The organism is Wolbachia pipientis (assembly GCA_023052945.1).
Lineage (GTDB): Bacteria > Pseudomonadota > Alphaproteobacteria > Rickettsiales > Anaplasmataceae > Wolbachia.
In genome coordinates, this window is the sequence record CP095495.1 from 1,063,536 (window position 1) to 1,084,384 (window position 20,849).

General features: G+C 35.0%; 14 protein-coding genes and 4 pseudogenes. 14 read left to right on the forward strand and 4 right to left on the reverse strand.

Annotated features, from left to right (window positions below; all coding sequences use genetic code 11):
- Window positions 1-43 precede the first annotated feature (43 nt).
- The 7 genes and pseudogenes from ychF (at window position 44) to MWH06_05145 (ending at window position 9,264) form a co-directional block, all read left to right on the forward strand.
- The gene (gene ychF / locus MWH06_05115; GenBank protein UPA54677.1) at window positions 44-1,138 is read left to right on the forward strand and encodes a redox-regulated ATPase YchF; all 1,095 of its coding nucleotides are present in this window, start codon (window positions 44-46) and stop codon (window positions 1,136-1,138) included.
- 73 nt (window positions 1,139-1,211) lie between these two features.
- Entirely contained in the window at window positions 1,212-2,420 is a 1,209-nt protein-coding gene (locus MWH06_05120; GenBank protein UPA54678.1) for a hypothetical protein, read from the forward strand.
- Window positions 2,413-4,218, forward strand: a complete 1,806-nt coding sequence (locus tag MWH06_05125; GenBank protein ID UPA55759.1) for a pentapeptide repeat-containing protein — start codon at window positions 2,413-2,415, stop codon at window positions 4,216-4,218. The genes MWH06_05120 and MWH06_05125 overlap by 8 nt, the downstream gene beginning before the upstream one ends.
- Window positions 4,202-4,810 (forward strand): guanylate kinase, encoded by a 609-nt coding sequence (gene gmk, locus MWH06_05130; GenBank protein ID UPA54679.1) that lies wholly within the window; start codon window positions 4,202-4,204, stop codon window positions 4,808-4,810. The genes MWH06_05125 and gmk overlap by 17 nt, the downstream gene beginning before the upstream one ends.
- Window positions 4,811-4,970: 160 nt before the next feature.
- Window positions 4,971-5,785, forward strand: a pseudogene (locus MWH06_05135) (transposase).
- Between the two features lie 376 nt (window positions 5,786-6,161).
- Entirely contained in the window at window positions 6,162-8,102 is a 1,941-nt protein-coding gene (locus tag MWH06_05140) for an ankyrin repeat domain-containing protein (GenBank protein UPA54680.1), read from the forward strand.
- A 73-nt stretch (window positions 8,103-8,175) separates the two neighbouring features.
- Window positions 8,176-9,264 carry an IS481 family transposase gene (locus MWH06_05145; GenBank protein UPA54681.1) on the forward strand — a complete coding sequence of 363 codons (1,089 nt, stop codon included), beginning with the start codon at window positions 8,176-8,178 and terminating at the stop codon, window positions 9,262-9,264.
- A gap of 60 nt (window positions 9,265-9,324) precedes the next feature.
- Here MWH06_05145 and MWH06_05150 read toward each other — a convergent pair.
- Window positions 9,325-9,645 (reverse strand): annotated as a pseudogene (locus MWH06_05150) (transposase).
- A gap of 216 nt (window positions 9,646-9,861) precedes the next feature.
- On the opposite strand from MWH06_05150, the pseudogene MWH06_05155 reads away from it, so the two are divergent.
- Window positions 9,862-10,676: pseudogene (locus tag MWH06_05155) on the forward strand (transposase).
- 357 nt (window positions 10,677-11,033) lie between these two features.
- Here MWH06_05155 and sdhA read toward each other — a convergent pair.
- Complete coding sequence (gene sdhA, locus MWH06_05160) at window positions 11,034-12,839, reverse strand: succinate dehydrogenase flavoprotein subunit (protein UPA54682.1); 1,806 nt, start codon at window positions 12,837-12,839, stop codon at window positions 11,034-11,036.
- Between the two features lie 282 nt (window positions 12,840-13,121).
- Here sdhA and MWH06_05165 point away from each other — a divergent pair, with 282 nt between their 5' ends.
- The 4 genes from MWH06_05165 to guaA all read left to right on the forward strand — a co-directional run bounded on the left by MWH06_05165 (window position 13,122) and on the right by guaA (window position 16,964).
- Window positions 13,122-14,048: a ribose-phosphate diphosphokinase gene (locus MWH06_05165; GenBank protein UPA54683.1), complete on the forward strand. Its 927-nt coding sequence runs from the start codon at window positions 13,122-13,124 to the stop codon at window positions 14,046-14,048.
- Window positions 14,038-14,391 (forward strand): Asp-tRNA(Asn)/Glu-tRNA(Gln) amidotransferase subunit GatC, encoded by a 354-nt coding sequence (gatC, locus tag MWH06_05170; protein ID UPA54684.1) that lies wholly within the window; start codon window positions 14,038-14,040, stop codon window positions 14,389-14,391. The genes MWH06_05165 and gatC overlap by 11 nt, the downstream gene beginning before the upstream one ends.
- Window positions 14,392-14,768: 377 nt before the next feature.
- A complete protein-coding gene (locus tag MWH06_05175; protein UPA54685.1) occupies window positions 14,769-15,299 on the forward strand; it encodes a DUF2924 domain-containing protein in 531 nt (176 codons plus the stop codon).
- Window positions 15,300-15,401: 102 nt separating this feature from the next.
- A complete protein-coding gene (guaA, locus tag MWH06_05180; protein UPA54686.1) occupies window positions 15,402-16,964 on the forward strand; it encodes a glutamine-hydrolyzing GMP synthase in 1,563 nt (520 codons plus the stop codon).
- A 468-nt stretch (window positions 16,965-17,432) separates the two neighbouring features.
- Here guaA and MWH06_05185 read toward each other — a convergent pair whose 3' ends face one another.
- The gene (locus tag MWH06_05185) at window positions 17,433-18,428 is read right to left on the reverse strand and encodes an IS481 family transposase (protein UPA54687.1); all 996 of its coding nucleotides are present in this window, start codon (window positions 18,426-18,428) and stop codon (window positions 17,433-17,435) included.
- 107 nt (window positions 18,429-18,535) lie between these two features.
- Between MWH06_05185 and MWH06_05190 the strand changes: the two are divergent.
- Both MWH06_05190 and MWH06_05195 read left to right on the forward strand, forming a co-directional pair.
- Window positions 18,536-19,351: pseudogene (locus tag MWH06_05190) on the forward strand (transposase).
- 166 nt (window positions 19,352-19,517) lie between these two features.
- Entirely contained in the window at window positions 19,518-20,513 is a 996-nt protein-coding gene (locus MWH06_05195) for an IS481 family transposase (GenBank protein UPA54688.1), read from the forward strand.
- A gap of 75 nt (window positions 20,514-20,588) precedes the next feature.
- On the opposite strand, the gene MWH06_05200 is transcribed toward MWH06_05195, so the two are convergent.
- Entirely contained in the window at window positions 20,589-20,798 is a 210-nt protein-coding gene (locus MWH06_05200) for a hypothetical protein (protein UPA54689.1), read from the reverse strand.
- Window positions 20,799-20,849 lie beyond the last annotated feature (51 nt).

The window sequence follows — 20,849 nt, forward strand, 5'->3', positions numbered from 1 at the left end:
AAATTTTTAAATTATGCAATAATTATGGCTTTAAATAGCAAATATGAGCTTTAACTGCGGTATAGTTGGGTTACCAAACATAGGAAAATCAACCTTATTTAATGCACTTACAGAGTCAAGTGCAGCCGAAGCTGCAAATTATCCTTTCTGCACAATTGAGCCAAATATAGGCAAGATTTTGATAAAAGATCAGCGTTTGAAACAAATCGCAGCAATTGCAGGCTCAGAGAAGATAATCTACAACCAATTAGAAGTTGTGGATATTGCAGGCCTGGTAAAGGGCGCAAGCAAGGGTGAAGGGCTCGGCAATAAATTTTTAAGCCATATCAGAGAAGTTGATGCTATCGTTCATCTGCTCAGGTGCTTTACGGATGACGATATTAGCCACGTACACAGTAAAATAGATCCAATATCAGATGCTGAAGTGGTAGAAGTGGAATTAATCCTAGCTGATATTGATAGCATAGAAAAAAGGCTTCCTCAATTAGAAAAGAAAGCAAAGCAAGGTGATAAAGAGCTAAAGAGACAACTTGAATTAATGCAAGAGGTATTAGCTACTTTAAAATTAGGTAAATCTGCAAGAAGTTTGAAGAATATCGATGGAGATGAGATGAAGTCGCTTCAATTGCTGACAACAAAGCCCGTTATGTACGTTTGCAATGTTGAAGATACAAATGTTATAACTGGCAATGAATTATCTAAAAAGGTAGAGAGAATGGCAAAAGAAAATAAAAGCAAATTTTGTTGCATTTCAGCAAAACTTGAAGCAGATATTGCAAACCTTGATAGCGAAGAGGAAAAACAGAGTTTCTTGTCAGAATTTGGCTTACAAGAATCAGGCCTTGATGGAGTAGCGCGTATTATATATGAAGTGCTGAGTATGATAACTTTCTTTACTGTGGGCCCTCAAGAAGCACGGGCATGGCCAGTAAAAATAGGATCAACAGCTGATAAGGCAGCAGGTGTAATCCACACTGATTTTGAGAAAGGCTTTATAAAAGCAGAGACAATAAGCTTTGCAGACTACATAAAGTATGGAAGCGAATTAGCTTGCAAAGACGCAGGCAAAATCCGCTTCGAAGGCAGAGATTATATCGTGCAAGATGGCGATATAATGCACTTTAGGTTTAATGTGTAGCTTTGGTTTTTTATCTAAGGCATTTTTTACTGTAGATTAATCATTTGATTATAGTATCATTTTAATTAAGCTTATGCTTGGAATATTTATGAAGAGTATTTTATACTTTGTATTATTAGTTGTTGTATTTGGATCACTGAGCCTATTTGCTGTAGAGCAATTTGAAGAAAAGAAAATTGAATCAGTTCAAAAAAACGAAAATGTAGGTGTAAGGAAGCAAGATAGCACAAATCAAAAAGATGAGTTGAAAAGCAACGTCGATGCTAAACAAACACAAGAGGCTGAGAGCAAAAGAGTAGCCGATAAAGAGAAGCTGCGACACAACGAGAATAAAGCTTCTGTGGTTGGAAAAACTATAAGTGAAGGTGAAAGGATTGATAAAGATTTGCCAAATGACCAGCTAGAAGAAAGTACAGGCGAATTTGCTCGAAATTTACCAAATGTGGCCAATAAAGAAGTGAATAAAGATTTGAAACCAGAGCCTTTGCCTTTAAGTGCTGATTTAAATGAGAATACAACTGACCCGCAAAAAAATCTACAAGCTGATCAGAAGATTGATATAAAAGATAATGAACTTTCAAAAAGTGATGCGAGTCAATTATTAGAGGGAAAAAAAGAAAAAGTAGAGAATCAGTTTGAAGAAAAAAAAGTGAAAGAAACAAACAATAATTCTAAGGACCGCAATAGAGTAAAACCTATAACTAAAAAAGATGAAGAAGAGCAAAGTGGAAAGAAAAATTTACAAAAATGGACAAAGCTAAACAGAGAACCAATAAAAGAATGGGGTCATAAAGATATACAAAGCAAGTCAATATATAAACGACAATATGATAGCCTTAATGAGCATCTTCCTACAACTGTATTTATTGATGATTACAGTAAGCAATTTTTTTACTGTATTAAGAAAAATAACTTACCTTGCTTAAGAGGAATAATGAGTAAGCTAGAAAAAATTGGATTAACAACTCAAGAGATACTAAGGTTTAGAAATAAATTGGGTGATACTCCTCTCATTTATTCAGTTAAACAAGGTGAGGTAGACATAGTGCGCTTTCTCTTATTACAAGGCGCTGATCTTAGAGTAGTTAATAATAATTTTCAATCCCCAATTGATATAGCAATCGAAAAAAAGCAGATCAATATAATAAATGCGATTGCCGAAATGATGCCACACCTTTTGGAGGATAGAAAAATAGACAATAAAGAAAGCTCAGCAATGTACGATTGGGCTGTGAAAACGAAAGAAAACAATGAGTTGCAGTGCGATAAGCAAGATGATTAGATTTTTGATATTAATTTTAGTTGGTCATTTATGTTATGGAAACGAAACAAATGATGAAAAAAATCAGATTAGTGATTTTTTAAACGCTCTGCATGATGTAAAATACGTATCTTACAGTAAAAAAGACTTTACTGAATTTTTGGTGCAGTGCCACAAAGATGGCGTGCCAGAAGATTTTAAGAAAGGTTTTGGTTCTAACTTAAATGGAGCTAATTTTAGCCAATTGTACCTAAGTGGATCTGTTTTTGATGGAGTAAGTCTGATTGGTGCTGATTTTTCTAATACTGATTTATCCGACGTGTCTTTCATTGATGTTGATTTACGTGGTGCTAATTTCTCCAATGCTAATTTACATGGCATTAAAATAAAAGGTACAAATTTGAGTTTTACAAAATTTGTTTCTGCAAACTTAACAGATATCGTATTTGATCAGTCTAATGTTAGTTATGCTGATTTTATCAATTCCGATCTTAAAAAAGTGAGTATGCACAACGTAATTGGTTTGCATACTAATTTCTCGAATGTGAAAATGAGTCTCTCCAACTTATCAAACTCGAATGTTAGCTACGTAAATTTTAATGATAGTGAAATAAACGATACTGTTATGCAGAAAAATAACCTTGATAATGCAAGTTTCTTTGGAGTGGATGCATATAAATTAAAGATACAATTTTCTTCATTAAAAAATGCTAACATATATGGTGCAGAGTTAAAAGAATCAGACTTTACAGGTAGCAATCTTTCCGATGCCTGCCTTAATTCTTCTATCATAATTAACAGTAACTTCGACGAAGCTAATTTAAGCAACACACAAATTTCCTATGTGAGTGACGATAATTCAAGTTTTGTTCAATCTATACTAAATGGTTCCAAGATAAGACATGTATATGTTTCTGAAGCAAGTCTTCAGGATGCTGATTTATCCAATATTGATTTTAGTTTTAGTGAACTGCATCAAGTTAATGTCTCTAATGCTGATATTTGTCACGGAAAGTTTCATAATACTAAAGTTGCGAATTCTAACATGAATGGCTCATTTTTTGACCATTCACTATTTACCTCTGCAAAGATAGAAGATTCAGACCTTTCTACAACTTCAATGTATAAGATAAAAATCCAAGACTCTCAAGTTTATAACAGTACACTTTCTCACCATAATATTGATTCCAGTGAAATAGAAAATTCAACATTCTTTAATTTATTAGCTGATAATTCGAGCTGGTCCAATTTAAAAGTAACTAATTCAAATTTTATTGAAAGCGATTTCAGATCTTCTTTGCTTCACGCTAATGCTTTTAGGAAAACTAGCTTTTTTCTTAGCAATTTGAGCAATTCAACAATTAGTGATGTGTCTTTTCACTCTTCAAGCATATATAAAAGTTCAGTTGCTGATGCTCATTTAACAGATTGCAAGTTTGATAATTCAATTTTGATTGACAATCAAGGGCAGAAAAAACTTGCAGGGTTAGAAGATGCTATAACTTCAATTGGAGATTTGCAAGAGAAAATATCACAGGGTGAAAAATTTGATGTAAATTATTCTTACTTTGAATTTAAGAGTATGGATTTAGAAAATGCTGATTTTTCTAATTCAACGTTGAGTAGGGCAAAGTTTGTAAACGTTAATTTGAATAAGGCAAATTTTGAAAAGACCGATTTGCGCTATACTGTCTTTGATAACTCTTCTCTCATTGGCACCAACTTATCAAATTCTAATTTAGAAGGTTCTAGCTTTTTAAACTCTGATCAAAAAAGCGCCATGTTAAAAAATGCAAAGAAAAATGACCGTAAAAAGTGAGGGCGTATTATTGGTTCTATCCTCCCCTTCTGGAGCTGGAAAAACTACTATATCAGCAAAATTACTTGAGCGATCAACTAATTTAGTTAGGTCTGTTTCTATGACTACGCGCAGGCCTCGCTCCGGCGAAATAAATGGAAAAGACTATTTTTTCGTTACCGAAGAAAAATTTCACGAGTTATGCGAAGCTGGTCAGATGCTTGAATACGCCAAAGTTTTTGAGAATTTTTATGGTATACCAAAAGATTTTATAGAGCAAAACTTAAGCAGTGGAATAAGCGTTTTACTAAGCATAGACTGGCAAGGAGCATTTCACTTATTCAAGCTCATGAGAAAAAAAGTTGTGAGTGTTTTTATACTTCCCCCTTCAATGGAAGAGCTTAGGTTGCGTTTGCAAAAGCGTAATAGTGATGATGCAAGCGAAATAGAGCACAGATTAGCCGAAGCTCAAAAAGAGATAAGCAAACGTGATAAATATGATTATGTAATAATCAATGATGATATTGATAAAAGTGTAGAAGAGATAAGCTCCATACTAAATAAAGAAAGACTTAAAAAACTAAAAGAAAAACCAAGTCTGGAAGATTTATAAAAGCATCGATCTGCAGCTATAGTTTCTTATCCTATAGCTATACCGCCGCAAACCGTCATACCGCCGCGGTATCTCAGCATAAGACCTGCTGAAAAAGGTGATTGAAAAAATGATGTGAGAGAGGTAGAAGAAGAATAAGCAGATCAAGTAAGGGAAAAAAATGAGCTTTAGTTACTATAATATAAAAAAACACCCAAGAAACTTTCGTAATATAACAGGTTTAACTATAGAGGAGTTCGAAAAAGTAGTGGAAAAAGTGAGGTCTGGATGGGAAAAACAGAAAAAGTGTCATGGTAGAAGATCAAAACTACCAACTCTGGAAGATAAGTTGTTTTGCGTAATTTTGTACTATCGCACTTACATAACACATAGATTTTTAGGATGCCTATTCAATGTACACAACGCAAATGTATGTAGGTTACTTAAGAGAATAGAGCCATTACTCGCCAAAAAAGTGACTATAACAAAAGATAGAAGTATGACGCCAGAAAAAATACTGAAGATTTTGGCTGATGTTACAGAACAGCAAATACAGAGACCAGAAGATAGTAAAAAACGGAAGAAATCATATTCAGGAAAAAAAGAACCAACACTATGAAAACTGAGATTATTATCGAAGAAGGAGGAAGAATTTTATCAGTGTCAAAGTCATACCGTGGTAGAATTAGTGATTTCCGCATAAGGAAACAAGAAAAATATTTACCACTTGATAGCATAAAACATGCCGATTCTGGATATCAAGGTTAGCAAAAATTGCAAAGCAATGTTATAATTCCATATAAAAAGTATCGTAAAAAGCCATTAACTCCAGAGCATAATAGAAGATTAGCATCATTTAGAATGAGAGTAGAAAACAAGATCCGAGAGATAAAGATATTTAAGATTATGTCGAATGTTTATCGCAATTTTCAGAAAAAATATAACCTGAGGTTCAATATTATTGCTGGTATTGTAAATCTTAAGCACGCCTTTTAGTTAACCTTGATTTTAGTCACCCTCCTTTCCTTTTTTTTATCGCTTGATTCGCAGCAGGTCTATAGATTCCGCTAACGAGTAGCGGAATGACGGTTTTTCAAATTGTCGTAAGTCAGTTTAGCTATATTTTAGCCAATAGCACGTTTCGCAGTTTAGCTATATTTATTATTTTTTAAGATTAAATGGTTAAAATAGTAGACAACTGTTCAAGTGAGGTTTAACTATGACGGCAAACTTTCTTACAGAAATTAATTTTCTGCCTTTCCACCTATATTTCGATCACATATACAACGTTTAGCTCAAATTAAAAGTCAAACTTCTTGGTTGTTAGTTTAGTGCTGACAACTTAAATAGCTTTTAATATTGAGGTTTTAGTATGAGTATAGATCTAAGTGCACTAGCTACTAATGCAAAAAAATTAGATGAATACATAGATAAAAATGAAAAGCAAGAGCGGGGTAGAAAAGACGAACAATTGTATGGCATTATAGAGAGAAAGGTAAAAAAAGAAGAACACAAGCGTGAAAAACCAAGAGGTCAAGATGGAACCCTCAAGAAGTGTAAAAGGTTATTCAAGGAAGGTGCTAGTCCTGAAGTATTAACTAAATTAGAAGAATCACTTAGAGGACAAGAAAAATATTATAGGTACTATGTCCAATGCTTCCTTCCAGTGCTAGATGAAGTAATAGAACGATCGAAAAAAACACCAAATGAAACAAAGGAGCAAGTAAAGCAAGCAATTTCAGAAATTACTTATAATAGCAAATATTGTTTTACCCACAACCAAAATGATCGTAGGAATAGTGAAGATAGTGAAGCAGAAAGTGGCTACGGTAGCGATATTGAAGATGATCATAAAGTAGAAATAAGCAACGAAATAACAAATAGCAATGCTCTATTACTAAAAGCGATCAAAAATGGAAATAACAGGAAATTTAAAAAATATCTAAAAGATTGTACGGATATTAGCAGCATAAAAGATGAAAAAGGAAATAATATTTTACACCTCATTGCGTCGCTCAAAAAGAAACAGAAATGCAAGTTTCTGGGTACCCTAATAAAAACGGTCACCAAGGAGGATCTAGCACAACTCATTAATAGTGAAAATCAGGACGCTTTTCAGGTAGCACTAATTAACAAGATAACAAAAGAAAAACATGAGTCTCATACGATCCAAAATAATGATAACACACTTAAGTTTCTTACAAAATTGTTAGAGCATGGAGCCAGCTCTGATAATTTAGGATTATCTACAGAAGAATTACAGGAGTTAAGCGAAAAACAAAAAATATATTATCTTAACTTCTTAGAAAAATTGGTAAAGTTAGTAAAGAAGTCTAAATTAGAACCAGAAATAAAAACCAATATAGAAATAAAAATTAAAGAAATTATACCACGTACCATAAATACTCCAGATAGTAATTTATTACATTCAGCAATTAAAGATAATGATAAAGAACTTTTTGGAGAGTTATTGCAAAAAGGGGCAGATATTAGCCTTGAAGGTACAAAGGAAAATAATGCCTTACATCACATTGCTTTACTTAAAGGAGAATATAAAATCAAATATTTGAAGTTAATATTAGATTTCGAAAAAAAAGGAATAATATCTTCAGAAAAATTGCATAAGGCTATAAACGCCAAAAATGAAGATGATAAATATCCAGCGCAAATTGCTTTAATCAGACAAACAGAGAAGATACCTAGTAAGTTAAAAGACTTTTCTAGGCGAGTTAGATCAAGGCCTACAAAACATTATTACACTGCTAAATTTTGTGCAGAACTGTTACAAAATTGTGCTGAAAATAAAAGTGACCATATAACAATACCTAAAGAGCATCGTAAGCAAAAATATTATCAGACTATAAAAAGAATCAAAGATATAACAGGTGTTAGCCCTGACCAGGAAACACAAGAAGAGCTTGAAGAGCGTTTTTCTAAGAAAAATGCTCATAAGAATATAAACCTCCCAGTAGGGTGGATACTTGGAGGTTTAATTTTTGCAACAGTATTTTGTGCTTTAGCAGGAAACATGATAGCTGCAGCTGCTTTATCGGTTACCATAGCGGTTTGTGCAATGTGTTACCCTGTTTACTTAAAATTGGAGAATGCTCTTAATGCCAGGAACTCGAAAACGCAAAAGTCATCAGATCAACCAGAAAATACTGAAAGCTCTCCTAGTTCTGAAAATGCCAAGAACTCGAAAACACAAGAGTCATCAAGTCAATCAGAATATACAGAAAACCCAGCTACTAAAATGAGCGATGTATCAATATTACGTCAATTCATGAATAAGCTAGTAGGGAATGTTCTATAGTGTATTAAATAAGACTTGATCTGACACTTTAAAAAAGCAAGTTATAAAATAATAAAAGAAAGGAGTGTTAGAAATGAGTACAATACAAACAAAAATACTAAAACCAAAGCTAGGGTTATTAGAACTAGCAAAACAACTAGGAAATGTATCTCAAGCATGTAAAGTGATGGGATACTCAAGAGATACATTTTATCGATTTAAGGAGTTATATGAAAATGGAGGAGAGGGAGCATTACATGAAATAAGTAAGAAAAAACCGCTATTAGCGAACAGAGTTTCCGATAATATAGAAAGAACAGTGATTGGTATAGCAACAGAATTTCCAGCATATGGGCAAGAAAGAGCTGCAAATGAACTGAGAAAAAGAGGTATAATAATTTCTCAGGGAGGAGTAAGGTCTGTATGGCTAAGAAATGACCTTGAAACTCTCAAAAAGAGACTTAAAGCACTAGAGACAAAAGTAGCTCAAGACGGAATCATTTTAACTGAAGAACAACTTGCAGCTTTAGAAAAAATGAAAGAACAAAAGGAAGCTCATGGTGAAATTGAGACGCAACATCCAGGTTATTTGGGTTCTCAAGATACCTATTATGTGGGCAATATCAAAGGTATAGGGCGAATTTATCAGCAGACTTTTGTTGACACTTATTCCAGGGTTGCAATGGTTAAACTTTACACGGACAGAACAGCTATTACAGCTGCAGATCTTCTCAATGATAGGGTTATTCCATTTTTTGATGGGCAGAAAATTCCATTATTACGCATTCTAACTGATAGGGGTACGGAATATTGTGGCAAGCCAGAAAATCACGCTTATCAGCTATATTTGGGAATCGAAAATATCGACCATTCTAGAACCAAAGCCAACTCTCCACAAACTAATGGCATATGTGAAAGATTTCATAGAACTATGCAAGATGAGTGTTACAATATTATCTTTAGAAAGAAAATCTACAATTCTTTGGAAGATCTACAGATTGATGTTGATTGTTGGTTGCGTTCTTATAATGATACAAGACCTCACTCTGGTAAGTACTGCTATGGAAAAACACCTATGCAGACTTTTCTTGATAGCAAACATATTGCTTTTCAGAAAAATATTAGTAGCATTAAACAAGAGACTGATATTAGTTTTAACTACCTCAATTCTTCTGTCAGTTAATTCTTGTCTATCAGATTAAGTCTTATCTTTTACATAATCGTTGAAGTGAGGTTTAACGTAAGTTTGTTTGCCTTTTTTGACTATTTGGGGTTCAAAACTTCCTTCTCTATCTCTTGGTGTTAACAGTTCAAATGAACCTGCACTTGTACGCAAAGTCTTTCCATTTCTCCCATTTCTTCGATTATTTTCTTCGCCTTCAGCAGATAAGTGATTTTCTATTTCACCCTCTAGACTCACCTCCAGCAGCTTTTTTATCAATGGCGTTAATGCTCCATCTCTCCCAGTCAACGGCCTGCCTTCTCTTACCGCTGACAGTACATTTGTTTCTAGTTCCTCATAATCCACCAATCCGGTAGTTCTTTTTGCTATTCTTTGATTCATATATCAAACCTCCATTTTTTGTTTCTATTATATTTTTACTTTTCGGTTTGACACACTTTTTTGAACATTCCCACAGGAAAAGCAGTATCTGCTGCTGGAAAGTACATAGATCCAGCAAAGAGAACCCGTCAAACATTAGACCTGCTGAAAAAGGTGATTGAAAAAATGATGTGAGAGAGGTAGAAGAAGAATAAGCAGATCAAGTAAGGAAAAAAAATGAGCTTTAGTTACTATAATATGAAAAAATACCCAAGAAACTTTCGTAATATAACAGGTTTAACTATAGAGGAGTTCGAAAAAGTAGTGGAAAAAGTGAGGTCTGGATGGGAAAAACAGAAAAAGTGTCATGGTAGAAGATCAAAACTACCAACTCTGGAAGATAAGTTGTTTTGCGTAATTTTGTACTATCGCACTTACATAACACATAGATTTTTAGGATGCCTATTCAATGTACACAACGCAAATGTATGTAGGTTACTTAAGAGAATAGAGCCATTACTCGCCAAAAAAGTGACTATAACAAAAGATAGAAGTATGACGCCAGAAAAAATACTGAAGATTTTGGCTGATGTTACAGAACAGCAAATACAGAGACCAGAAGATAGTAAAAAACGGAAGAAATCATATTCAGGAAAAAAAGAACCAACACTATGAAAACTGAGATTATTATCGAAGAAGGAGGAAGAATTTTATCAGTGTCAAAGTCATACCGTGGTAGAATTAGTGATTTCCGCATAAGGAAACAAGAAAAATATTTACCACTTGATAGCATAAAACATGCCGATTCTGGATATCAAGGTTGGCAAAAATTGCAAAGCAATGTTATAATTCCATATAAAAAGTATCGTAAAAAGCCATTAACTCCAGAGCATAATAGAAGATTAGCATCATTTAGAATGAGAGTAGAAAACAAGATCCGAGAGATAAAGATATTTAAGATTATGTCGAATGTTTATCGCAATTTTCAGAAAAAATATAACCTGAGGTTCAATATTATTGCTGGTATTGTAAATCTTAAGTACGCCTTTTAGTTAACCTTGATTTTAGTCACCCTCCTTTCCTTTTTTTTATCGCTTGATTCGCAGCAGGTCTATTAGTATCCATAACAACGGTTATTTTCATTTCAGCTGTAGCATATGGTGTCTCTCAGGGTTACATTGGGGCCCTTGCCACTTTATTCCTCGCAGCTATTGCTATAGCTATATGTCTTGCTCTTACTTTAGGGTTTAGTGGTGTTAAGAAATGTTTTGAAAAACTAACTAATAAAACAAAGAACTCTACTGACAATAAACAACAGAGAAAACGTGCAAGAAGACCAAAAAGTGAAGTAAAAGATACATCTATTAAAGAGCAACACACAAATGTGTTGAAGGTTTCCTAGTTATAAGCTAGTATACCCTCTTCTCTGGAGCGATGAAGTCAATTTCATCGCTCAGAGTTTTTTCAGCCACTTTTTTATAATCAATTTTTACATTGATCTGCCCTTTCTTTTCTTCAAGCCACGCTATGGTGTGTTTCATCCAGTTTTTGTCATCACGCTCAGGAAAATCTTCACGAGCATGAGCACCTCTACTCTCCTCTCGATTGGTTGCGCATTCCATGGTAATAACCGCTTGTGGGATCATGTTAGCAAGCTCCAGTGCTTCAACTAAATCACTATTCCACATCATACTGCGATCCTCAAGTGAAATATCAGGCATCATTTTTGCTACCTTTTTTATAGCTTTTTTGCCTTCTTCTAAAACTTCAGCAACACGGAACACTGATGCGTACTTTTGCATAGTGTTCTGCATTTCGCTGCGTATTTTTGCTACTTTTAGCCCACCGGAAGCAAATCGCATTTTATTAAACCTATCTATTATCCAATCTGTACAATCTGAGCTCAATTTTTTATGTGGTGTACCGGATTTTAGCTTCTCTTTTGCTCTGAGCGCTGCAGCTCTACCAAAAACCACAAGATCAAGAAGCGAGTTAGAACCAAGTCGATTTGCACCGTGCACAGAGACACACGCAGCTTCTCCAATTGCAAATAGTCCATCTACCACTTCTTCCTTACCTTGCTTCAGCGTGATCACTTCTCCATGATAATTGGTTGGAATGCCACCCATGTTATAGTGAACAGTCGGAATGACCGGTATTGGATCTTTAGTGACATCAACTCCAGCAAAAGTTCTTGCGGTTTCGCTAATGCCCGGCAATCTGAGTTTTATTACTTCCGGATCAAGATGTGCTATAGTTAAATACATGTGATCTTTTTTCAGGCCAACTCCCCTTCCCTCTCTAATTTCAATTGTTATTGCACGACTTACCACATCACGGGAAGCTAAATCTTTTGCTTTTGGTGCGTAACGTTCCATAAACTTTTCGCCCTGAGAATTAACGAGATACCCCCCTTCTCCACGGCACCCTTCTGTCATCAAGCACCCTGAGCCATATATTCCTGTTGGATGAAATTGTACAAATTCCATATCTTCAAGTGGTAACCCAGCTCTCACCACCATGCCATTACCATCACCTGTGCAGGTATGCGCACTTGTTGCAGAGAAATAAACACGTCCATATCCACCTGTTGCTAGCACCACCCTATGCGCGCGAAATTTATGTAATGTACCGTCGCATAGCGACCAAGCAAGAACTCCGCAGCATGCTCCGGTTTCGCTATCCATAATTAAATCAATCACAAAGTATTCAACAAAAAATTCAGCGTTGAATTTAAGACACTGCTGATATAGAGTGTGAAGGATTGCGTGCCCAGTTTTATCTGCCGCTGCACAAGTGCGTTGAGCTGATTTTCCTTTACCAAAGTGAGTTGTCATTCCACCAAAAGAGCGCTGGTATATTTTGCCATCTTCTGTACGAGAAAAAGGTACGCCAAAATTTTCAAGTTCAATAACAGCTTTAGCAGCGTTTTTACACATATATTCTATTGCATCTTGATCACCAAGCCAGTCTGAACCTTTTATTGTGTCATATGCATGCCAGCGCCAATCGTCTTCACCAATATTACCTAAAGCTGCACTAATTCCGCCTTGTGCTGCAACTGTATGACTTCGTGTAGGGAAAATTTTAGAAATGCAGGCAACTGAAAAATTAGTTGCAGCCATCCCAAGCGTTGCTCTGAGCCCTGCTCCACCTGCACCTATTACTACCACATCATACTCATGTTCTATGATCTCATACGCTGACTTATCCATATTTGCTTATTTTATTATTACAGGCTTATGATATCACAGAAGTAGAAAAAATCTATACAAGTTTTCTATAGCTTATATTTCATTAAAGTCATTTATCTTGAAACATAAGCAGGATTTTGTATAGTTGTTTCAATTTGGGTCTGTATATTGAAACAATGCGTGAAAATGACAGGTCATTGTACAAGAGGTACCTAATTTGTCGACAAGAATGCTAGATAAAGAAACTTACATTTCAATTATTTCATAATTTCTGTATAATCTTACAAGCTCAATTGGTACATTATGAAGATAATAATAGGTAATGCTAGTAAAGAATTAGGGGAATCAGTAGTTAACCGGCTAGATGTTCAACCATCCTCTGCTTGGATATCAAAGTTTACCGATGGCGAGGTAAATGTAGAAGTAGCAAATGATCTATATAATCAAGAAGTATACATAGTACAATCTCTTTCTCCCCCTGTGAATGATAACCTTATGGAGCTTCTGCTTATAATTGATGCAGTAAATAGATTAGGAGCCAAAAGGATAGTAGTAATTATTCCTTATTATGGATATAGCAGGCAAGATAGAATTATCAAGAACAATGATATGCAATCTGCTTTAAATGCCAAATTAGTTGCAAATCTTATTCAAACTGCAGGTGCAAGTAGTGTTGCAGTGATTGATTTGCACTCAAGTCAAATTGAAGGATTCTTTGATGTACCGATAACTAATTTGAACTGCTTTGAAGCATTTGTTGACTGTATACACACGGAAAATTTGGCAATTGTTGCACCTGATGTTGGAGCAATTGGCAGAGCACGTGCTTTTGCAAAGACTTTAGAGGAAAAGTACAAGATAGGGTTAAGTGATAAGATTATTGTAGTAGATAAATATAGGGAGAAAGCAGGCACATCTCAGGTAATGAACATAATAGGAGAAGTTGCGAATAAAAATTGTGTCATTGTTGATGATATAGTCGATTCTGGTGGAACATTGTGTAATGCAGCTCTTGCTTTAAAAAATTGCGGAGCAAAGTCCGTAATTTCATGCATCACACATGGCGTGCTTTCAGGAAGTGCAGTTGAAAAAATTTCTTCCTCTTCTTTAGATAAATTAGTGATTACGGATACTATACTTCACAAACTTGAAAAAACTGGTAAAATAAAAGTTGTTTCGGTCGTAGATATTTTAACTCACTTCATCCAAGGAGGTAAAGATGCCAGCTAAGTCAACAGAAGACGTTATTACTTCACTAATAGAATTTGCAAATAAGAGAAAAATAACAATTACCAGAGAAGAAATGCTTAAAATTGCACAGCTTGTAAGGATCAAGTTATCGGATGACGAGGTTAAGCACTACTCTAAAGAACTGACAATGCTCGATTGGATACATGATACTTTATTGCAAGTTAATACTAAAGGCGTTTCTCCTATGCGTTATGGCAGTATAGACAAGGATATTCATGTACGTGATGATGTTATAAATTCTCAAAACATTAAAGAAGAGATATTGTCCAATACAAAACCTGAGCATGGGTATTTCGTAGTGCCAAAGGTTATAAACGATTAGGGTGAAATAAGGCTCATATCAATTCTATAATAGATCTACTTTCAAAGTATCCGTTCAGCAGAGTGGCAAAACAGGTATAGCTAACCCAAGAAGGTTTCCCTACGTCATACCGCCGCGGCGCTAACAAGTAGCGGAATAACGAATTTGTTGTTTTTCAAATTGTAGGTAAACCTAAGTCACTTTAGCTATAGTTTACTTGCCACATGATTTTCTTTATTATCAAACATTGCTTTAAATAATATGGAGGAGCACATTGTCAGCAATTGCCATTATTGATTTTGGTTCGCGTACGATATCGGTAGTTAACATTAGCTACCTGAGGGTCAGAGTCGCCTTTCTTAAAGATATTTTAAGTATACTAGATGTATTATTGATACGTGATAATAAAACTGGGGGTTTTTATGGAAACATCTGAATTAACTTTACTCGACTTACAGGATTTGCTTGAAAGTTTGAAAAGGCATGTGCGTAGTGAAGTAGAAAAATATGTAGATAAAAGGGTAGAAGAAGTCAAAGATGAGGCAGTAACATATATAATAAATAAAGTATTAAACAATATGGTGGGTAATGAGCCACTAAATGAGCTCAAAATAGATAAACCTAAAGAAATTGTGCAAGTTGATGATGATGGCTTAACACAAAATCAAAAAGTTATTAAAGCTCTTTTTATAGGTAGAACACTTGTTGGAGAATATAAAAAGAAAATGTATGAAGTTACAGTCAGTAATGAGGGAAAGTTTATTTACAATGGGGAAGAATATAGTGCTCCTTCTACGGCTGGCACAAGAATTACCGGTAAAAGTTGCAACGGTTGGGATTTTTTTAAAGTATGCCTTGACCCCAAAGAAAAACTGAGGACTCTGAGTCACCACCGTGCAAAGTTTCTGTCAACTCAAAATAAATCATAGCAAACGCACGCCATACATCAAAGCTTTTAAGAGGTCTTAGTTTACTTACTCCATTATTTTCTTTATTATCAAACATTGCTTTAAATAATATGGAGGAGCACATTGTCAGCAATTGCTATTATTGATTTTGGTTCACAGTTTACACAGCTTATCGCAAGACAAGTCAGGGAAATGGGTGTGTATTGCGAAATATTTCCAAGCAACATCAGTTTTGAAACAATATCAAAATTCAATGGGTTTATTCTCTCTGGAGGACCACAATCTGTAAATGATGATTGTTCTGAAACAAGTAGAGTAGTACATGAAATTATAAAACTTAATGAGGCAACAAACGTTCCTATACTTGGAATATGCTATGGACAGCAACTCATTTGTCATTATTTTGGAGCAAAAGTAAAAAAGAGTTTCAAACAGGAGTTTGGCAGAACTAAAATCAAGATACTAAAAGAATCCCCCATTATAAAGGATACCTGGGATGTTAATTCTGAAGTGGATGTATTAATGAACCATGCGGACAGTGTTGATACTATACCACAGGGATTTACTGTTATCGCATCAGGTGTGATAAATCAAACAATTGCAATGATTGTTAACGAACAGCGGAAGATTTACTGTACTCAGTTCCATCCTGAAGTGAGGCCCACAACAAATGGCAGTAAATTGCTCTCTAACTTCTTGGATATTGCAAGTTGCGAGAGAGACTGGACAATGAAATCGTTTATTGAAAAGCAGAAGGAAAAAATCAAAAATGTAGTAGGAGAGAAAAAAGTAATCGCTGCAGTAAGTGGTGGGGTTGATTCAAGTGTTGCAGCGGCTCTCACACATAAAGCTATAGGAAAACAATTGAACTGTATTTTTATCGATACTGGGTTGTTACGCAAGAACCAGACTATTGCTATGTTGAAAGAGATTCCGATAAACTACGTTGATAAATCAAATTTATTTTTGAGTAGGTTAAAGGGAATAACTAATCCAGAAGAAAAGCGAAAAATTATCGGTAACGCTTTCATTGAAGTGTTTGAAGAAGAAGCAAAAAAAATAGGTGATGTGGATTTTTTGATGCAAGGTACCATCTACTCTGATGTAGTTGAGTCAGGGCATGCCTCAGACAACACTAGTACAATTAAGTCTCACCATAATGTTGGTGGGTTACCAGAAAAGATGAACCTGAAGCTAGTAGAGCCTTTACGCTACCTCTTTAAAGATGAGGTAAGGCTACTTGGAAAAGAAATTGGGCTTTTAGACGAGATAATATTTCAACATCCATTTCCTGGACCCGGACTTGCAGTGAGGATTATAAGTGAAGTCGATGAAGAAAAGGTGCGAATATTGCAAGAAGTAGATGAAATATATATTAATACGATGAAAAATTACGATCTATACGATAAGATATGGCAAGCTTTTGCTGTATTATTACCAATAAAAACTGTAGGCGTCATGGGAGATGGTCGTACATACGGATATGTTTGTGCTTTAAGGGCTGTAACATCGTCCGATGGTATGACGGCTGATGCATTTCCATTTGAAGATAAGGATCAGCATTCGCTAGTGTTTTGGGACTTTTTACAGAATGTTGGCAGTATAATTGTTAATAACGTTTCCGGAGTAAATAGAGTTGTCTATGACTTAACTTCTAAACCACCAGCAACCATTGAGTGGGAGTAAATCAAAAAGTCTAGTCATACCGCCGCGGTATCTCTTAGCCGCTAACAAGTAGCGGAATGACGATTGTCAGGGTGTTATCCCAGTGCCCAGACTACTTGGATCCAGGAAACTTAACTCTACATCAAGTAAATGTACAATAAGAACTAGATTCCAGCATCAAGCACTGGAATCTCGGCAACCCCTACGTCATACCGCCGCGGTATCCCTTAGATGTACAGTCCCAGAGTGTGATGGTATGATAAAATGTAAGAAAAAAATGCCATCAAAGGAGGAATTATGGTTACATGGGTGCGCCCGGACAACGGCGTAGAGCAATACAAAATAGTAAAGAGAGCATAAACTATCTCTGTTTTATCATGCTTCTTAAGTTCATCTTTAGACAAGCCTGTTGTTTGGAGAGTGATATCAACAGAAATACCCGCTTTAAGTAGATTTGTAAAAGATAAGACTTAATCTGACAGACAAGAATTAACTGACAGAAGAATTGAGGTAGTTAAAACTAATATCAGTCTCTTGTTTAATGCTACTAATATTTTTCTGAAAAGCAATATGTTTGCTATCAAGAAAAGTCTGCATAGGTGTTTTTCCATAGCAGTACTTACCAGAGTGAGGTCTTGTATCATTATAAGAACGCAACCAACAATCAACATCAATCTGTAGATCTTCCAAAGAATTGTAGATTTTCTTTCTAAAGATAATATTGTAACACTCATCTTGCATAGTTCTATGAAATCTTTCACATATGCCATTAGTTTGTGGAGAGTTGGCTTTGGTTCTAGAATGGTCGATATTTTCGATTCCCAAATATAGCTGATAAGCGTGATTTTCTGGCTTGCCACAATATTCCGTACCCCTATCAGTTAGAATGCGTAATAATGGAATTTTCTGCTCATCAAAAAATGGAATAACCCTATCATTGAGAAGATCTTCAGCTGTAATAGCTGTTCTGTCCGTGTAAAGTTTAACCATTGCAACCCTGGAATAAGTGTCAACAAAAGTCTGCTGATAAATTCGCCCTATACCTTTGATATTGCCCACATAATAGGTATCTTGAGAACCCAAATAACCTGGATGTTGCGTCTCAATTTCACCATGAGCTTCCTTTTGTTCTTTCATTTTTTCTAAAGCTGCAAGTTGTTCTTCAGTTAAAATGATTCCGTCTTGAGCTACTTTTGTCTCTAGTGCTTTAAGTCTCTTTTTGAGAGTTTCAAGGTCATTTCTTAGCCATACAGACCTTACTCCTCCCTGAGAAATTATTATACCTCTTTTTCTCAGTTCATTTGCAGCTCTTTCTTGCCCATATGCTGGAAATTCTGTTGCTATACCAATCACTGTTCTTTCTATATTATCGGAAACTCTGTTCGCTAATAGCGGTTTTTTCTTACTTATTTCATGTAATGCTCCCTCTCCTCCATTTTCATATAACTCCTTAAATCGATAAAATGTATCTCTTGAGTATCCCATCACTTTACATGCTTGAGATACATTTCCTAAGACCTGCTGCAAAAGGTGATTGAAAAAATGATGTGAGAGAGGTAGAAGAAGAATAAGCAGATCAAGTAAGGAAAAAAATGAGCTTTAGTTACTATAATATGAAAAAACACCCAAGAAACTTTCGTAATATAACAGGTTTAACTATAGAGGAGTTCGAAAAAGTAGTGGAAAAAGTGAGGTCTGGATAGGAAAAACAGAAAAAGTGTCATGGTAGAAGATCAAAACTACCAACTCTGGAAGATAAGTTGTTTTGCGTAATTTTGTACTATCGCACTTACATAACACATAGATTTTTAGGATGCCTATTCAATGTACACAACGCAAATGTATGTAGGTTACTTAAGAGAATAGAGCCATTACTCGCCAAAAAAGTGACTATAACAAAAGATAGAAGTATGACGCCAGAAAAAATACTGAAGATTTTGGCTGATGTTACAGAACAGCAAATACAGAGACCAGAAGATAGTAAAAAACGGAAGAAATCATATTCAGGAAAAAAAAGAACCAACACTATGAAAACTGAGATTATTATCGAAGAAGGAGGAAGAATTTTATCAGTGTCAAAGTCATACCGTGGTAGAATTAGTGATTTCCGCATAAGGAAACAAGAAAAATATTTACCACTTGATAGCATAAAACATGCCGATTCTGGATATCAAGGTTGGCAAAAATTGCAAAGCAATGTTATAATTCCATATAAAAAGTATCGTAAAAAGCCATTAACTCCAGAGCATAATAGAAGATTAGCATCATTTAGAATGAGAGTAGAAAACAAGATCCGAGAGATAAAGATATTTAAGATTATGTCGAATGTTTATCGCAATTTTCAGAAAAAATATAACCTGAGGTTCAATATTATTGCTGGTATTGTAAATCTTAAGTACGCCTTTTAGTTGTATTAAATAAGACTTGATCTGACACTTTAAAAAAGTAAGTTATAAAATAATAAAAGAAAGGAGTGTTAGAAATGAGTACAATACAAACAAAAATACTAAACCAAAGCTAGGGTTATTAGAACTAGCAAAACAACTAGGAAATGTATCTCAAGCATGTAAAGTGATGGGATACTCAAGAGATACATTTTATCGATTTAAGGAGTTATATGAAAATGGAGGAGAGGGAGCATTACATGAAATAAGTAAGAAAAAACCGCTATTAGCGAACAGAGTTTCCGATAATATAGAAAGAACAGTGATTGGTATAGCAACAGAATTTCCAGCATATGGGCAAGAAAGAGCTGCAAATGAACTGAGAAAAAGAGGTATAATAATTTCTCAGGGAGGAGTAAGGTCTGTATGGCTAAGAAATGACCTTGAAACTCTCAAAAAGAGACTTAAAGCACTAGAGACAAAAGTAGCTCAAGACGGAATCATTTTAACTGAAGAACAACTTGCAGCTTTAGAAAAAATGAAAGAACAAAAGGAAGCTCATGGTGAAATTGAGACGCAACATCCAGGTTATTTGGGTTCTCAAGATACCTATTATGTGGGCAATATCAAAGGTATAGGGCGAATTTATCAGCAGACTTTTGTTGACACTTATTCCAGGGTTGCAATGGTTAAACTTTACACGGACAGAACAGCTATTACAGCTGAAGATCTTCTCAATGATAGGGTTATTCCATTTTTTGATGAGCAGAAAATTCCATTATTACGCATTCTAACTGATAGGGGTACGGAATATTGTGGCAAGCCAGAAAATCACGCTTATCAGCTATATTTGGGAATCGAAAATATCGACCATTCTAGAACCAAAGCCAACTCTCCACAAACTAATGGCATATGTGAAAGATTTCATAGAACTATGCAAGATGAGTGTTACAATATTATCTTTAGAAAGAAAATCTACAATTCTTTGGAAGATCTACAGATTGATGTTGATTGTTGGTTGCGTTCTTATAATGATACAAGACCTCACTCTGGTAAGTACTGCTATGGAAAAACACCTATGCAGACTTTTCTTGATAGCAAACATATTGCTTTTCAGAAAAATATTAGTAGCATTAAACAAGAGACTGATATTAGTTTTAACTACCTCAATTCTTCTGTCAGTTAATTCTTGTCTATCAGATTAAGTCTTATCTTTTACATTTTAGTTAACCTTGATTTTAGTCACCCTCCTTTCCTTTTTTTATCGCTTGATTCGCAGCAGGTCTTTACATAATTCCTGGTTCCTAAATTTTTTACATTCTCTAACTAGATTTAATGTTTTTTCTACCTCACCTTTCTCTGATGCTGTCGATTCAGGCAGTAATTTTGCCATATCAATCATTAGTTCCACTACTATCATACAGAATGTAATGATCGAAATCGGATTTTCCCCTCGCTCATATCTGGACATTTGCTTCTCTAATACTCCGACTTTACTCCCTAGACCTGCCTGATTTGCTTT

Bases quoted from the DNA above. Each gene is read 5' to 3' on its own strand.
- ychF (UPA54677.1), top strand. From the start codon at position 44: ATGAGCTTTAACTGCGGTATAGTTGGGTTACCAAACATAGGAAAATCA.
- MWH06_05120 (UPA54678.1), top strand. From the start codon at position 1,212: ATGCTTGGAATATTTATGAAGAGTATTTTATACTTTGTATTATTAGTT.
- MWH06_05125 (UPA55759.1), top strand. From the start codon at position 2,413: ATGATTAGATTTTTGATATTAATTTTAGTTGGTCATTTATGTTATGGA.
- gmk (UPA54679.1), top strand. From the start codon at position 4,202: ATGACCGTAAAAAGTGAGGGCGTATTATTGGTTCTATCCTCCCCTTCT.
- MWH06_05140 (UPA54680.1), top strand. From the start codon at position 6,162: ATGAGTATAGATCTAAGTGCACTAGCTACTAATGCAAAAAAATTAGAT.
- MWH06_05145 (UPA54681.1), top strand. From the start codon at position 8,176: ATGAGTACAATACAAACAAAAATACTAAAACCAAAGCTAGGGTTATTA.
- sdhA (UPA54682.1), bottom strand. From the start codon at position 12,839: ATGGATAAGTCAGCGTATGAGATCATAGAACATGAGTATGATGTGGTA.
- MWH06_05165 (UPA54683.1), top strand. From the start codon at position 13,122: ATGAAGATAATAATAGGTAATGCTAGTAAAGAATTAGGGGAATCAGTA.
- gatC (UPA54684.1), top strand. From the start codon at position 14,038: ATGCCAGCTAAGTCAACAGAAGACGTTATTACTTCACTAATAGAATTT.
- MWH06_05185 (UPA54687.1), bottom strand. From the start codon at position 18,428: ATGGGATACTCAAGAGATACATTTTATCGATTTAAGGAGTTATATGAA.
- MWH06_05195 (UPA54688.1), top strand. From the start codon at position 19,518: ATGGGATACTCAAGAGATACATTTTATCGATTTAAGGAGTTATATGAA.
- MWH06_05200 (UPA54689.1), bottom strand. From the start codon at position 20,798: ATGTCCAGATATGAGCGAGGGGAAAATCCGATTTCGATCATTACATTC.